This window comes from Cupriavidus pinatubonensis (assembly GCF_019602855.1).
Lineage (GTDB): Bacteria > Pseudomonadota > Gammaproteobacteria > Burkholderiales > Burkholderiaceae > Cupriavidus > Cupriavidus pinatubonensis.
This window is the reverse complement of record NZ_CP080767.1, coordinates 2,598,169-2,612,494: the sequence shown is the minus strand read 5'-3', so window position 1 is coordinate 2,612,494 and position 14,326 is coordinate 2,598,169. Positions and strand designations below refer to the sequence as shown.

The window sequence follows — 14,326 nt, the reverse complement described above, 5'->3', positions numbered from 1 at the left end:
TGTCGCACCAGCCATTCCAAGAGCCTTTCCACGAGCCACTTGCATGACAGAACAGCAGAAACCGCCGCTTGGCGAATCGGGTCAGCCGGATGAACACGGGGTGGCCAGCCCGGCGGCAGCGCCGGAAGGCACGGGCAGTAACGGCGAATCGGAACGTCTGGAGACGGCTCACAAGGCCGACTATCCGCTCGAACGCGAACTGAGAGCCGCCGACGATGCCGCGCGCCGCGAGGCGGGCGAGCGCAAGGCGCGCTTGGAGGGCAGCAAGGCCAGCACGCCGGTGGGCGGCGGCGCGGGCTGGGAGCGCGATGTGCTTGAGAAGGTGCTGATGGCGACGCTGCGCGAACAGCGCGCCGCGCGGCGCTGGCGCATTTTCTTCCGCTTTGCCGTGCTGGGTATCCTTTTGGTGGTCTTCTTCGCGGTGTTCGATTTCAAGGGCGACAGCGGGATCGGATCTGGCCGCCATACCGCCATGGTTTCGCTGGACGGCGAAATCGCTGCCGGGACACCGGCCAGCGCGGAATCGATCAACGCATCGCTGCAGGCTGCGTTTGCCGACAGCAATGCGGCCGGCGTGATTCTCAAGATCAACTCGCCGGGCGGCTCGCCTGTGCAGGCCGGCATCATCAATGATGAAATCCATCGGCTGCGTACGCTGTATCCGTCCAAGCCGTTCTACGTGGTTGTGGAAGAAATCTGCGCGTCGGGCGGCTACTACGTGGCGGCGGCGGCTGACAAGATCTACGTCGACAAGGCCAGCATCGTCGGCTCGATCGGTGTGCTGATGGATGGCTTCGGCTTTACGGGTCTGATGGACAAGCTCGGCGTCGAGCGCCGTCTGTATACGTCGGGTGCCAACAAGGGCATGCTCGATCCGTTCTCTCCGCAGGTGCCGCGGCAGAAGGCCTATGCCGAGACGATGCTCAAGGAAATCCATCAGCAGTTCATCGATGTAGTGAAGGAAGGGCGGGGCGATCGCCTCAAGAGCGATCCTGAGTTGTTCTCGGGGCTGTTCTGGTCGGGCGAGCGCAGTGTCGAACTGGGGTTGGCGGACGGGCTGGGCAGTGCTGACTACGTCGCACGCGACCTGTTCAAGGCCGAGGACATCGTCGACTACACCGTCAAGGAGAACATCGCCGAACGCGTGGCCAAGCGTTTTGGCGCGGCCGTGGGCACGGCGGCGATGAAAACGATGCTCTGGAGCACCGGGATGCAGGGCATGCGGTAACAGGCAATACAGCGGGGCTCCCCGATGTTTTCGGGAGCCTTCCTCTTTTCTGTTTGCCTTGTATTTCAGCCCGCAAGCAGCGAAAAGATGGCGGGGCGCTTGTGCAGGTCCAGCCGGTCCGGCCGCCAGTCCGAGAGTGGCAGAGTGACGATGGTCTCCGTGGGCAGCGTGAGATCCACGGCAACTGACAGCAGCGTCGTGCCGGCACAGTGCTGGCGCAGCGCATCAAGCAGCGGGCCATTGCGGTAAGGGGTTTCGATCCACACCTGCGTCTGGCGGAACTTGCGCGAATGCTGTTCCAGTTCACGCAGCCGCTTCGCACGCTCGTCCGGCTCCACCGGCAGGTAGCCGTTGAAGGCAAAGCTCTGGCCGTTCAGCCCGGATCCCATCACAGCGAGCAAAATCGAACTCGGTCCGACGAGCGGGCGCACGCGGATGCCGCGTGCGTGGGCCAGCCGCACCAGTTCGGCACCCGGGTCTGCCACGGCGGGCACGCCGGCTTCGGAAAGCAGGCCGCCGTCGCGCCCTGTCGCCAGCGGGGCGAGCAGGTCGGCCAGCGCATCGGTACGGGTATTGACGTTCAGTTCGCGGATTTCAATCTGCTGGATCGGGCGCGCCAGCGGGCATGTTTCGCCCAGCTTCTTCAGAAAGGCGCGAGCGGTCTTGGCGTTTTCTGCGACGAGATAGTCCAGTTTCGCGGCGATCTGCTGGACGCCGGCCGGGATGACGTCGGGCAGCGGGTCGGCTTCGTCGCGCTTGCCGAGGGTGTTGGGGATCAGATAAAGAGTGCCGCTCATCGTATGCGTACCGCTCATGCGGCAAAGAAGGGGTAACCGGACTGACGCAGCATCGACGTGAGTGCGATCAAGGGCAGGCCGACCAGCGCGGTGGGGTCATCCGACTCGACGCGCGACAGCAGGGCAATGCCCAGGCCTTCCGACTTCGCGCTGCCGGCGACATCGTACGGCTTTTCCAGACGCAGGTAGGCGTCGATTTCGGCATCGGTGAGGTCGCGCATGGTGACGCGGGTCTGCACATCGGCAAGCTGCGACTGGCCGGTGCGGCCATCTAGCAGACACAGCGCCGAATGAAATGTGGCCGTGCGTCCGCGCATCAGGCGCAGTTGTTCCCGGGCCTTGTCATGGGAACCGGGCTTGCCCATCTGCCGGCCATCGAGCGTCAGGACCTGGTCCGATCCGATGATCAGGGCGTCCGGGTGCCGCTGTGCGATGGCCTGAGCCTTGTTCAACGAGAGACGCAGCGCGGTGGCTTCCGGCGACTCGCCGGCCAGAGGGGTTTCATTGATATCGGGCACCGCCACCTCGAAAGTCAGGCGCAGCCGTTCGAGCAACTCGCGCCGATAGGGGGAACTGGAGCCCAGGATCAGCCTGGGAAGCGGTGTTGAAGTCATAAGTGATTGAAGCGGAACAGGAATTCCATGGGCAATGCAGGCAAGGCCTTTGACCACAGGGCAGATTTCATCTTATAATCGCGCGTTTAGCTGCATCCGAATATCGGTTGCCTTGTTGCCGGTCAGGCGGCGGGCCCTGGGTGTGGCGAGCCAAGCATGAGCAGCAATATGACCCAGCCGATCGACCTGCGCGAGCTAGATCTCTTTGCGTTCTGCCGCAAAGGCAGCAGCGCAGCCGGCGAGGTGGCGGTGCGGGATTTGCCGCGCATCTTAGCCGAGACGGCCGCGCAAGCGCCAGCTTCTGCGCCCGACGAGGTATTCACCTATACGGCTACCGGCTTCGTGCATGAAGAGGCCACCGAGCCCGGCGCGCCGATGGTGCAGCGCTTGTTCCTGGAACTCGCAGTGAATGGCCAGGTCTGGCTGGATTGCCAGCGTTGCCTGGCGGCCTATGCCGAGCCTGTTGCCACGTCAATGCGCTTCGAGGTTTTCTCCAGCGAGGAAGCGGCCGATGCCGCGCCGATGGATGACGACGAGCTCGATGCAATCGCTGGCTCGAAGCGGTTTTCGTTGCTGGAACTGATTGAAGATGAGGTGTTGCTGGCATTGCCGGCGGCACCCAAGCATGCCGTCTGCCCGACCGTGCACGAGAGTCTCGTGACGGGCGTGGACGGCGAGGTGGAGCCTGAGGCTGCACCCGAAGAAGAGGAAAAGCGGCCATCGCCCTTCGCGGCGCTGGCCGGCCTGAAGACCAAGCACTGATGCCGCGATGCGGCACGACGCAAGGTCTTGCAGGTAGTGGTTGAAGCATCCGGCCGGGCCCCGGCTACGCCTAGTGCAGGGTGCGTGTGTTAATATTGAAAAATTCTCGAAGGAGTCATCATGGCTGTTCAACAGAACAAGAAGTCGCCGTCCAAGCGCGGCATGCATCGTTCGCACGACCACTTGTCGGTCGCCCCGCTGGCCGTTGAGCCGACCACCGGCGAAACCCACCTGCGTCACCACGTGAGCCCGAACGGCTACTACCGTGGTCGCAAGGTCATCAAGACCAAGAACGACTGATCGCTTCGTTCGGCGTGACATTGCGTCTCGCTCGCGCATGCCTGTAGATCAGAAACAAAAAAGCGGCAAGATCGTTGCCGCTTTTTTGTTGGGCGCTCGGGACGCGCACCGGCTTTTTGCCGGCGCCGATGCGTAATCCGTATCCGGAACAATGACGATCAAAATCGCTATCGACTGCATGGGCGGCGACCACGGCGTTTCCGTGACTGTCCCGGCAGCGATCAGTTTTCTCGCCAGCCACGACGATGCCGCGGTGGTGCTGGTCGGTCTGCCCGACGCCATCCAGGCGCAGCTGAAAAAGCTGCGCGCGCAGGATCATCCGCGCGTCAGCGTCGTGCCGGCAACCGAGGTCATCACCATGGATGACCCGGTGGAAGTGGCACTGCGCAAGAAGAAGGATTCCTCGATGCGGGTCGCGGTGACCCAGGTCAAGGAAGGCCTGGCCGGCGCGTGCATTTCCGCAGGCAACACCGGCGCGCTCATGGCGGTATCGCGCTATGTGCTGAAGACGCTCGAAGGCATCGAGCGCCCGGCCATTGCCACCACGATTCCGAACGAGCAGGGCTGGGGCACCACGGTGCTGGACCTCGGCGCCAACGCGGACTGCGAGCCGGAGCACCTGCTCCAATTCGCGCGCATGGCCGAGGCCATGGTGGCCGTGGTGGACCACAAGGAACACCCGACGGTAGGCTTGCTCAACATCGGCGAAGAGGTCATCAAGGGCAACGAGGTGGTCAAGCGCGCCGGTGAGTTGCTGCGCGCCTCGGAACTCAATTTCCACGGCAACGTGGAAGGCAACGACATCTTCAAGGGCACGACCGATATCGTCGTCTGCGACGGCTTCGTCGGCAACGTGGCGCTCAAGAGCACCGAGGGCCTGGCGAAGATGATCGGCGGCATGATCAAGGAAGAATTCACGCGTTCCTGGTTCACCAAGCTGCTTGCGGGCATTGCCATGCCGGTGCTGTCGCGGCTGGCCAAGCGGCTCGACCCGGCGCGCTACAACGGCGCCTCGCTGCTCGGCCTGCGCGGTCTGGTGATCAAGAGCCACGGGTCGGCGGATGCCCATTCTTTTGAATGGGCGATCAAACGCGGGTATGATGCCGCCAAGAACGGCGTCATCGAACGCATAGCAAGGGCATTTGCCGACAAGACCAGCGCTGCGGGCGCTGCGCCGGCCAGCCCGGAGACAGCCCCGACCCCGCACCCCAGCACCCGCGCCGCCTGATGCATCGGGCCGGCGCCTGAGGCTGCCATACGGACAAATCGATCCGACACTACATGACCAAGTACGCAAAAATCATCGGTACCGGGAGCTACTTGCCCCCGCGGCGTGTGACCAACCAGGATCTGACGGCGCAACTGGCCGAGAAGGGCATCGAGACCAGCGACGAGTGGATCTTCTCGCGCAGCGGCATCTCGGCACGCCACTGGGCCGACCCGGACGTGGCCAGCAGCGACCTGGCCGTCAAGGCGGCCGAGCAGGCGATCGAAGCGGCTGGCATCGACCGCCAGAGCATCGACCTGATCCTGGTCGCGACGTCGACGCCAGACTTCGTGTTCCCGAGCACCGCGTGCATCATCCAGAACAAGCTGGGCATCAATAACCAGTGCGCCGCCTTCGACCTGCAAGCGGTGTGCTCGGGCTTCGTGTATGCGCTGGCCACGGCCGACAAGTTCATCCGCAGTGGTTCGCACCGCAATGTGCTGGTGATTGGCACCGAAGTGTTCTCGCGGATCCTGGACTTCAACGACCGTACGACCTGTGTGCTGTTTGGCGACGGCGCCGGTGCAGTCGTGCTGTCGGCATCCGACGAGCCCGGCATCCTGTCGACGGCCATGCATTCCGATGGCAGCCATGTGGGCATCCTGTGCGTGCCGGGCAACGTCCACGGCGGCGCGATCGCAGGCAATGCTTTCCTGCACATGGATGGCCAGGCAGTGTTCAAGCTTGCCGTGACCGTGCTAGACAAGGTCGCGCGCGAAACCATGGCGGCGGCCGAGATCCAGCCCGAGCAGATCGACTGGCTCATTCCCCATCAGGCCAATATCCGCATCATGCAGGGCACCGCGCGCAAGCTCGGCCTGCCCGCCGAGCGCATGATTGCGGTCGTCCACGAACACGGCAATACCTCGGCCGCGTCAATTCCGCTGGCACTGGATGCCGCGGTGCGCGACGGCCGCATCCGTCCCGGCCAGACCGTGCTGATGGAAGGCGTGGGCGGGGGCTTCACCTGGGGCGCTGCGCTGCTGCGCATGTAACGACAGCCGGCGCGGCGGGCGAGACCGGACGCGCGGCTACCGGTATTCAAATCTAGGATTGCACTCCGATGAAATTTGCATTCGTATTTCCTGGCCAGGGCTCGCAGTCGGTCGGCATGCTCAATGCGTTCGCCGACAACGCCGTGGTGCGCGCTACCCTGGAGGAAGCTTCGACGGCACTCGGCCAGGACATCGGCCGCCTGATCGCCGAAGGCCCGGCTGAAGAACTGAACCTGACCACCAACACGCAGCCGGTCATGCTGACCGCCGCCGTGGCGGTCTACCGCGCATGGCTCGACGCCGGCGGTCCGGCGCCCGCAATGGTGGCTGGCCACAGCCTGGGCGAATACTCGGCACTGGTCGCGGCCGGCGTGATTCCGTTCGCCGAAGCCGTACCGCTGGTGCGTTTCCGTGCACAAGCCATGCAGGAGGCGGTGCCGGTGGGCCAGGGCGGCATGGCCGCCATCCTGGGCCTGTCCGACGATGACGTGCGTGCTGCCTGCGCCGAAGCGTCGGCTGCTGGCGTGGTCGAGGCCGTCAATTTCAACGCACCGTCGCAGGTCGTGATCGCTGGTAGCAAGGCCGGCGTCGAGAAGGCCTGCGAAGTCGCGAAGGCCAAGGGCGCCAAGCGTGCGCTGCCGCTGCCGGTGTCGGCGCCGTTCCACTCGTCGCTGCTCAAGCCGGCGTCGGACCGCCTGCGCGAGCGCATGGCCGGCCTGACGTTCTCGGCACCGACCATTCCGCTGGTCAACAACGTGGACGTCGCCATCGTCAACGATCCGGAAGCGATCAAGGACGCGCTCGTTCGCCAGGCCGCCGCGCCGGTGCGCTGGGTGGAGTGCGTGCAGAAGATGGCCGCCGAAGGCGTCACGCACGTGATCGAATGCGGCCCGGGCAAGGTCCTGGCCGGCATGACCAAGCGTATCGACGGCAGCCTGACCGGCGGCGCGGTGTTCGATCCGGCCTCGCTGCAGGAAACCCTGGCGCTGCTGAAGTAAGCGAACGCAAGAAAAGGATAATTAGCATGACCAAACTTCTCGAGAACCAGGTCGCACTGGTCACCGGCGCTTCGCGTGGCATTGGCCGCGCCATCGCGCTGGAGTTGGCGCGTCAGGGCGCCACGGTGATCGGCACCGCTACCAGCGAGTCCGGTGCAGCGGGTATCACCGAATACCTGGGCGCCGACGGGCTGAAGGGTAAGGGTGCAGTGCTGAACGTCAATGACGCGGCAGCCTGCGACGCGCTGATCGACGAGATCGTGAAGACCCACGGCGGCATCGGCGTGCTGGTCAATAATGCCGGCATCACGCAGGACCAGCTCGCCATGCGCATGAAGGATGAGGACTGGCTCGCCGTGATCCAGACCAACCTGACTTCCGTGTTCCGTTTGTCGCGCGCGGTGCTGCGCCCGATGATGAAGGCACGCCAGGGCCGAATCATCAACATCACTTCGGTGGTCGGCTCGGTGGGCAACCCCGGCCAGATGAACTACTCGGCGGCCAAGGCCGGCGTGGCCGGGATGACCCGTTCGCTGGCTGCCGAGATCGGCAGCCGCAACGTGACCGTCAATTGCGTCGCGCCGGGCTTTATCGATACCGACATGACCAAGGCGCTGTCGGAAGAGCAGCATGCTTCGCTCAAGCAGCAGATTCCACTTGGCCGCCTGGGCCAGCCGGAAGATATTGCCAATGCGGTCGCTTTCCTGGCTGGTCCGCAAGCCGCCTATATCACCGGCACCACGCTGCATGTGAACGGCGGCATGTACATGAATTAATGAGTTTTTGGGCGGATCGTTCGGTGCAGAAGCCGGAAGAAGCTGCCTGAAGTCGTAGTTTTCCGAACCAATCGGGCGCGATTCTTGCAAAGCTTGGCAGGCGGCATTTCTGACGCCCCAAACCTGCTAAAATGCGCCCACTTTTTGTCGAACTTCCCTGGAGGGTTACATGGACAATATCGAACAACGCGTCAAGAAAATCGTGGCAGAACAGCTTGGCGTGGCCGAGGCAGACATCAAGAACGAATCGTCGTTCGTGAACGATCTCGGTGCGGACTCGCTGGACACGGTTGAACTCGTGATGGCGTTGGAAGATGAATTCGGCATGGAAATTCCTGATGAGGAAGCCGAGAAGATCACGACCGTGCAGCAGGCAATCGACTACGCCACCGCGCACGTCAAGGCCTAAGCCAGTCGTTTCTGAATTCCGAGCCACAGAAGGCGGGTGGGCGCACCGTTCGGTCGCGCCTCGCTGTTTTCTGTGGCTTTCGTCTGTTCGAAGACGCAGAATCAAGGCACGTACCGCGCGCCGCTGACCCTCGGGTCCGCGATCTTGGCGGCACGTGTCCCTGATCCTGCATCACGCACCCGTAGGAAATCATAGTGAGCCGTCGTCGCGTCGTTGTCACTGGGCTTGGCCTTGTGTCTCCGGTCGGAAACACGGTTGCCGAAGGCTGGGCCAACCTGGTTGCCGGCAAGTCCGGTATCGCCACCGTCACCAAATTCGATCATTCCGCGCTTTCCGTGCACTTTGCCGGTGAAGTGAAGGGCTTCAATGCCGAGGATTACATCCCGGCCAAGGAAGCCCGCAATATGGATACGTTCATCCACTATGGCATTGCTGCCGGCGCCCAGGCGCTCAAGGACAGCGGCTATGAGGTGACCGATGCCAATGCGGAGCGCATCGGCGTGCTGGTCGGCTCGGGCATTGGCGGCTTGCCGATGATCGAGGACACGCATGCCACGCTGACCGAGCGTGGTCCACGCCGTATTTCGCCGTTCTTCGTGCCGGGATCGATCATCAACATGATCTCTGGCCACCTGTCGATCATGCACGGCCTGAAGGGCCCGAACCTCGCCGCGGTGACCGCCTGCACGACCGGCCTGCACAGCATTGGCCTGGCTGCTCGCCTGATTCAGGCCGGCGACGCCGACGCCATGCTGGCGGGCGGTGCCGAGTCGACCGTGTCGCCGCTGGGCATCGGCGGTTTCGCGGCCGCGCGCGCCTTGTCGACGCGCAATGACGATCCCGCAGCCGCTTCGCGCCCGTGGGACAAGGACCGCGACGGCTTCGTGCTGGGCGAGGGTGCCGGCGTCATGATGCTGGAAGAGTACGAATCTGCGAAGGCGCGCGGTGCGCGCATCTATGCCGAGCTCGTGGGCTTCGGCATGAGTGGAGACGCATTCCACATGACTGCGCCGAACATGGACGGCCCGCGCCGCTGCATGGTCAACGCGCTGCGGGACGCCGGCATCAACGCGGACGAGGTGCAGTACCTGAACGCGCACGGCACGTCGACGCCGCTCGGCGACAAGAACGAAACCGATGCTATCAAGGCAGCCTTCGGTGACCATGCCTACAAGATGGTGGTGAATTCGACCAAGTCGATGACCGGCCACTTGCTCGGGGGCGCAGGTGGCCTGGAATCGGTGTTCACCGTGCTCGCACTGCATAACCAGGTGTCGCCGCCGACCATCAACATCGATAACCAGGATCCGGAATGTGACCTGGACTACGTGGCCAACACGGCGCGTGAAATGAAAATCGATGTGGCCGTGAAGAACAACTTCGGCTTCGGCGGTACCAACGGCACGCTGGTCTTCCGTCGCGCCTGATTCGGTGTCACGGACACGCCTCGCCGGCTCCCGACTCGGCGGGCTTCATCGCTTGCGGTGGGCCCTGCTCGTGCTCTGGGCGGGCGAGGCAATTGCCTTCGGCCTGCTGGCCCGGATGTGCCTGAATGCAATCCCGCCTCGGGGCTTGGTCGGCAGCGTCTATCCCTTCCTGATTTGTACTGCTGGGCTAGGTCTGTCTGTCCTGCTTGGCTGGGTCACGCGTGGCTGGTGGTCGTGGGCCGCCCAGTCCTGTTCCGCGGTCTTGCCGTCGCCGCAGCGCTACGGCATGCCTCGCGTGGTGGTGCGGCGGTCCGGCGCCAGCAGTGAAACTGCGGTCGTGACGGGCAGCTGGAACATCGGCAGCATCCTCTTCCTGAGTCTGGCGCAGGGCCCCGGCAAACGCCGCGGACTGCTGGTTTTGCCGTTCCAGGCGCGATCCCATCGAGTGCTACGTGCCGCGCGGCTTGCTCTGGCGGTTGCACGAGAGGTGCAACCTTTGCAAGACCATAGGGAACGTTATTGTTAGCCAGCGGTCACAGCATGCACTTTCAAGCACTGGGCGATCGCAGTTCGTAGGTAAAATACAACGTTCGTCGTGACGACCAAACCAAGAGATACACTGCAGGTGAACCATACGTGAGCGAACGCGAAGCCGATCAGCTCCTAGTTGAACGCGTCCAGCAGGGCGACAAGCGGGCCTTTGAGCTGCTGGTGGCAAAGTACCACCGGAAGATCATCCGCCTGATTTCGCGCCTGGTGAGAGATCCCGCCGAAGTCGAGGATGTGGCGCAGGATGCCTTTATCAAGGCATATCGTGCCTTGCCCCAATTCCGCGGGGAATCCGCCTTCTACACATGGCTGTACCGGATCGCCGTGAACACGGCCAAGAACTATCTGGCTACGCAGGGACGACGACCCGAGGCGTCCACCGACATCGATACGGAAGAGGCTGAAACTTTTGCGGACGGTGAGCAACTAAGGGATATCAATACGCCGGAGTCGATGCTTCACACGCGCCAAGTCGCCGAAACGGTGAACCGAGCGATGGAAGCGTTGCCGGAAGAGTTGCGTACCGCCATCACCCTGCGCGAGATCGAAGGCCTCAGCTATGAGGAAATCGCGGAGGCGATGGGTTGCCCGATCGGAACGGTGCGTTCACGCATTTTCCGTGCGCGTGAGGCGATTGCTGAAAAATTGCGCCCGCTGCTGGGAACGGCAGAGGGCAAGCGATGGTAGTGAGAAGAATGTCGTGCGGCCAGCGTTGCAGCCTATTCCTGCATCGATAAGCGACAGCAAGTGACGGGATTATCGGTGTTCAATGGAATTGGAATGTCTTGGGGTGGGAAATGGGTCAGGCTCATAAGCAGTCGGTTCATGTAGTGGAAGCGGCGGAGCAAATCTCCGTCCTGATGGATGGCGAGTTGTCGCCGCACGAGGTCGATCCCGTACTGGCGCTCGCGAAAAGCGAGCCCGGCATGGAGAACTGGACCATGTTCCAGATGATCGGCGATACGCTGCGGTCGGAAGAGTTGAGCCATGCGGGCCCGACCGGCGATTTTCTTGCCCGCTTCGCCGCGCGCCTCGAAGACGAGCCGCACGTACTGGTGCCCGCCGTGGCCCAGGCCGCTGGCATGCGACAGCGCCTACTGGTGCGACCTTCGTGGGTGCGGCGCGTGATGCCGGGCACCGCGATTGCCGCGGCAGTAGCGGCTGTGAGTTGGGTCGTCGTTCCCCAGTTGCGCGGACCGTCCGACCTGGGTACGCCTGACGCCGTGGTTGCGCGCGTCGACCAGCCCGCCGCCGCGAAAGCCGCGGCCGCGAACATCGTTACCGTCGCAGCCGAAAACGCCCAGATGATCCGCGATCCGCGGCTGGACGAATACCTGCGTGCCCACCGCACGTCCGTCGCAACGGAGGCATTCGTGCCGACCATGCGTACGGTCGCCAACGGTGCCAATTTCTCTCAGGACAATTCGCAGGAATAATGCCGGACATGCACAAAGGATGGTCGCCCGCCAACGTAGCGGGCGCACCGAGAATGGGGGCCCTGCGTAGGTCCTTTTTTCTGGCCTTGTGTCTGAGCGCGGCGGCGGCCACGGCCCAGCCCTCGGACAGTTCGCTGAACCGGCGCGACGCGTCCGCCTGGCTCAGCAAGATCCACCGTGCAGCGCAGCGCGAAAACTATGTCGGCACGCTGATCTATCAGCGCGGCAGTGTGATGCATGCGTCGAAGATCCAGCACTACAGCGATCTCGTGCACAACGAGTACGAACGGCTTGAGACGCTCGACGGCAAGCCGCGCGAAGTGCTGCGGCAGAATGACGTGGTGCACAGCCTGATTCCCGAAGCCAAGCTCGTGGTGGTCGAGAAGCAGGAGGCCAAGGACCGCTTCCCGGCGCTGCTGGCCACCACCAAGAGCGACGTGCTCGATCTCTACGAGATGCGCAAGCTCCCGGGCGAGCGCGTGGCCGGCGTGGAATGCGAGGTGTTCTCGCTGGAGCCGCACGATGCGGCCCGCTACGCCGTACGCTTGTGGGCCGAAAAAAATTCGGGCCTGCTGATGCGGGCGCAGACCATCGGGGACGGCGGCAAGGTGCTGGAGCAGGTTGCCTTTTCGCAGGTCGACATCGGCGTGCCGTCGGACAAGCAGCGCATCCTCGGGGCCATCAAGAACGCCAGTTCCTGGAATCACTATGAGGTCACGTACCAGCCAACCAACGTCGCGGACGAAGGCTGGACCATTGCGGTGCCGCTGAAGGGCTTCCAGAAGATCCGCGAGGTGCGTCGCCCGCTCGGTGAACTGCGCGCGCCTGCGCAGGGCAGCGGACGCGGCCAGGTGTTCGAGGTGCTCCAGGTCGTCTACAGCGACGGGCTGACTGGCTTGTCGGTGTTTATCGAACCGGTCTCCGAGCAGCGTGTGCGCCGCGAAGGCGTCGCGTCGCTGGGCGCCACGCAGGTTGTGGTCCGCCGCATTGCGGACTACTGGATTACAGTGGTGGGCGAAGTGCCCGCCAGCACGGTGCGGCAGTTCGCGTCGGCCGTGGAATATCGCCCTCCCAAGGCGTTACACTGAGCTCGGGGAAGTGCCGGATACGGGGCTCGCAAGCCCGTGTCCGGTGGCCCCTGTGAGGGCGTCCTGCCGCTTCGTTCCAGTCGCTACTTCATCATTTGCTGAATCCCGGGAGTTGTCGATGACGTTCAGATCCCCAGCCCTGGCGCGTGCCGTGGTCATGGCTGCCATATTGATTCTCGGCCCGGCGGTTGCCGAAGTGGGCCACGCCCAGGCCGCCGCGTCCAATTACAACCTGCCCGACTTTACCGACCTGGTGGAAAAGGCCAGCCCCGCCGTGGTCAACATCCGGACCACGGAGCGCATTCGCTCGCGCGGTGGTTCAGGCGGCGACGACGACGAGATGGCTGAGTTCTTCCGGCGTTTCTTCGGGGTTCCGATGCCAGGCGCTCCGACGCCGGGGGCCCCAAATGCGCCGCGCCGCGGCCAGCCGCCGCAGGGCGAGGAACAGAGCCGCGGCGTCGGTTCCGGATTCATCATCAGCCAGGACGGCTATGTGATGACAAATGCCCATGTGGTGGCTGACGCGGAAACCATCTATGTCACGCTGCCTGACAAGCGCGAGTTCAAGGCCAAGCTGATTGGCTCGGACAAGCGTACCGACGTGGCGCTGATCAAGATTGAAGCGACAGGCTTGCCAAAGCTGGTGCTTGGGGATTCCGACAAGGTTCGTGCCGGAGAGTGGGTGCTCGCGATCGGTTCGCCGTTCGGCCTCGACAACAGCGTGACCGCCGGCATCGTGTCCGCCAAGGGCCGTGATACCGGCGACTACCTGCCGTTCATCCAGACCGACGTGGCGGTCAACCCAGGCAATTCGGGCGGCCCGCTGATCAACCTGCGCGGTGAAGTCATCGGCATCAACTCGCAGATTTACAGCCGCAGCGGTGGCTACATGGGCATTTCGTTCGCGATCCCGATCGACGAGGCCATGCGCGTCACCGAGCAGTTGAAGACGTCGGGCCGCGTCACGCGCGGGCGGATTGCCGTGGCGATCGGCGATGTGACCAAGGAAGTGGCCGATTCACTCGGCCTGGGCCGTGCGCGCGGGGCACTGGTCGGCAGCGTGGAGCCGGGCGGACCGGCGGAAAAGGCCGGCATCGAGCCCGGTGACATCATCCTGAAGTTCAACGGCCGCGAGATCGAAAAGGCGTCCGACCTGCCGCGCATGGTTGGCGATACCAAGCCGGGCACGCGCGTGCCGATTCAGTTGTGGCGCAAGGGCGCCACCCGCGATGTGTCGATCACCGTGACGGAGTTGGAGCCGGAAGCCCGCGCGAAGGCGCGCAATGCCCCCTCGTCCAAGGATGACGCCAGTGCGCAGGCACCTAAACCTAACGCGCTCGGTCTGATCGTCAACGACATTCCCGACGCTCGCCTGAAGGAGCTTAAGGTAAGGTCCGGCGTGGAGGTCGAGGTCGCGGATGGCCCGGCCATGCGTGCAGGCATTCGTCCTGGCGACATCATCCTGCGGCTTGGCGATACTGACGTGACCGGCGCGCGCCAGTTCAATGATCTGGTGAAGGGGTTGGACAAGAGCCGCATCGCCGCCGTGTTCGTGCGTCGTGGCGATGCCACCCAGGTCCTGACGCTGCGTCCGGGGGCGACCGCCGCCCGCTGACCGTCGTCATGCTGCCGCTCACGGGGAAGGGATCCCTGTGAGCTTTGCCACGACTTCCTCTATGT

Annotated in this window: 15 protein-coding genes; 13 read left to right on the top strand and 2 right to left on the bottom strand. The window is 63.8% G+C overall.

Translation table 11 applies throughout. The annotated features are described in order from the left end of the window. Positions 1-43: 43 nt before the first annotated feature. Positions 44-1,228 (top strand): S49 family peptidase, encoded by a 1,185-nt coding sequence (locus K2O51_RS24790; RefSeq protein ID WP_011298425.1) that lies wholly within the window; start codon positions 44-46, stop codon positions 1,226-1,228. Positions 1,229-1,293: 65 nt separating this feature from the next. Here the strand turns inward: K2O51_RS24790 and K2O51_RS24785 are convergent, their stop codons facing one another. Next, positions 1,294-2,025 (bottom strand): SAM-dependent methyltransferase, encoded by a 732-nt coding sequence (locus K2O51_RS24785; protein WP_220630903.1) that lies wholly within the window; start codon positions 2,023-2,025, stop codon positions 1,294-1,296. 14 nt (positions 2,026-2,039) lie between these two features. After that, positions 2,040-2,639: a Maf-like protein gene (locus K2O51_RS24780; protein WP_011298423.1), complete on the bottom strand. Its 600-nt coding sequence runs from the start codon at positions 2,637-2,639 to the stop codon at positions 2,040-2,042. A 168-nt stretch (positions 2,640-2,807) separates the two neighbouring features. Between K2O51_RS24780 and K2O51_RS24775 the strand changes: the two genes are divergently transcribed. From K2O51_RS24775 to K2O51_RS24720, 12 genes are all read left to right on the top strand, one after another. Then, on the top strand, positions 2,808-3,401 hold the full coding sequence (locus K2O51_RS24775) for a DUF177 domain-containing protein (RefSeq protein WP_041680000.1): 594 nt from the start codon (positions 2,808-2,810) through the stop codon (positions 3,399-3,401). A gap of 120 nt (positions 3,402-3,521) precedes the next feature. Next, positions 3,522-3,701, top strand: a complete 180-nt coding sequence (gene rpmF / locus K2O51_RS24770; protein WP_008644820.1) for a 50S ribosomal protein L32 — start codon at positions 3,522-3,524, stop codon at positions 3,699-3,701. A gap of 151 nt (positions 3,702-3,852) precedes the next feature. Further along, positions 3,853-4,929: a phosphate acyltransferase PlsX gene (gene plsX, locus K2O51_RS24765; protein ID WP_011298421.1), complete on the top strand. Its 1,077-nt coding sequence runs from the start codon at positions 3,853-3,855 to the stop codon at positions 4,927-4,929. A 53-nt stretch (positions 4,930-4,982) separates the two neighbouring features. Further along, the gene (locus tag K2O51_RS24760; protein WP_140950735.1) at positions 4,983-5,963 is read left to right on the top strand and encodes a beta-ketoacyl-ACP synthase III; all 981 of its coding nucleotides are present in this window, start codon (positions 4,983-4,985) and stop codon (positions 5,961-5,963) included. A 68-nt stretch (positions 5,964-6,031) separates the two neighbouring features. Continuing rightward, entirely contained in the window at positions 6,032-6,961 is a 930-nt protein-coding gene (gene fabD / locus K2O51_RS24755; protein WP_011298419.1) for an ACP S-malonyltransferase, read from the top strand. Between the two features lie 26 nt (positions 6,962-6,987). Beyond that, the gene (gene fabG, locus K2O51_RS24750) at positions 6,988-7,737 is read left to right on the top strand and encodes a 3-oxoacyl-ACP reductase FabG (protein WP_011298418.1); all 750 of its coding nucleotides are present in this window, start codon (positions 6,988-6,990) and stop codon (positions 7,735-7,737) included. A 169-nt stretch (positions 7,738-7,906) separates the two neighbouring features. After that, on the top strand, positions 7,907-8,146 hold the full coding sequence (gene acpP / locus K2O51_RS24745; protein ID WP_008644813.1) for an acyl carrier protein: 240 nt from the start codon (positions 7,907-7,909) through the stop codon (positions 8,144-8,146). A 194-nt stretch (positions 8,147-8,340) separates the two neighbouring features. Beyond that, positions 8,341-9,573: a beta-ketoacyl-ACP synthase II gene (fabF, locus tag K2O51_RS24740; RefSeq protein WP_011298417.1), complete on the top strand. Its 1,233-nt coding sequence runs from the start codon at positions 8,341-8,343 to the stop codon at positions 9,571-9,573. 636 nt (positions 9,574-10,209) lie between these two features. Further along, positions 10,210-10,809 carry an RNA polymerase sigma factor RpoE gene (rpoE, locus tag K2O51_RS24735; RefSeq protein ID WP_011298415.1) on the top strand — a complete coding sequence of 200 codons (600 nt, stop codon included), beginning with the start codon at positions 10,210-10,212 and terminating at the stop codon, positions 10,807-10,809. 110 nt (positions 10,810-10,919) lie between these two features. Further along, on the top strand, positions 10,920-11,558 hold the full coding sequence (locus K2O51_RS24730) for a sigma-E factor negative regulatory protein (RefSeq protein ID WP_011298414.1): 639 nt from the start codon (positions 10,920-10,922) through the stop codon (positions 11,556-11,558). Positions 11,559-11,566: 8 nt separating this feature from the next. Next, positions 11,567-12,646, top strand: a complete 1,080-nt coding sequence (locus tag K2O51_RS24725; RefSeq protein WP_011298413.1) for a MucB/RseB C-terminal domain-containing protein — start codon at positions 11,567-11,569, stop codon at positions 12,644-12,646. Between the two features lie 118 nt (positions 12,647-12,764). After that, the gene (locus K2O51_RS24720) at positions 12,765-14,261 is read left to right on the top strand and encodes a DegQ family serine endoprotease (protein WP_011298412.1); all 1,497 of its coding nucleotides are present in this window, start codon (positions 12,765-12,767) and stop codon (positions 14,259-14,261) included. The last annotated feature ends 65 nt before the right edge of the window (positions 14,262-14,326 follow it).

Coding starts and splice junctions, on each gene's coding strand:
- K2O51_RS24775 (WP_041680000.1), top strand. CDS start 2,808: ATGACCCAGCCGATCGACCTGCGCGAGCTAGATCTCTTTGCGTTCTGC.
- plsX (WP_011298421.1), top strand. CDS start 3,853: ATGACGATCAAAATCGCTATCGACTGCATGGGCGGCGACCACGGCGTT.
- fabG (WP_011298418.1), top strand. CDS start 6,988: ATGACCAAACTTCTCGAGAACCAGGTCGCACTGGTCACCGGCGCTTCG.
- acpP (WP_008644813.1), top strand. CDS start 7,907: ATGGACAATATCGAACAACGCGTCAAGAAAATCGTGGCAGAACAGCTT.
- K2O51_RS24720 (WP_011298412.1), top strand. CDS start 12,765: ATGACGTTCAGATCCCCAGCCCTGGCGCGTGCCGTGGTCATGGCTGCC.
- K2O51_RS24730 (WP_011298414.1), top strand. CDS start 10,920: ATGGGTCAGGCTCATAAGCAGTCGGTTCATGTAGTGGAAGCGGCGGAG.
- K2O51_RS24725 (WP_011298413.1), top strand. CDS start 11,567: ATGCACAAAGGATGGTCGCCCGCCAACGTAGCGGGCGCACCGAGAATG.
- fabD (WP_011298419.1), top strand. CDS start 6,032: ATGAAATTTGCATTCGTATTTCCTGGCCAGGGCTCGCAGTCGGTCGGC.
- K2O51_RS24790 (WP_011298425.1), top strand. CDS start 44: ATGACAGAACAGCAGAAACCGCCGCTTGGCGAATCGGGTCAGCCGGAT.
- K2O51_RS24785 (WP_220630903.1), bottom strand. CDS start 2,025: ATGAGCGGCACTCTTTATCTGATCCCCAACACCCTCGGCAAGCGCGAC.
- K2O51_RS24760 (WP_140950735.1), top strand. CDS start 4,983: ATGACCAAGTACGCAAAAATCATCGGTACCGGGAGCTACTTGCCCCCG.
- rpmF (WP_008644820.1), top strand. CDS start 3,522: ATGGCTGTTCAACAGAACAAGAAGTCGCCGTCCAAGCGCGGCATGCAT.
- K2O51_RS24780 (WP_011298423.1), bottom strand. CDS start 2,639: ATGACTTCAACACCGCTTCCCAGGCTGATCCTGGGCTCCAGTTCCCCC.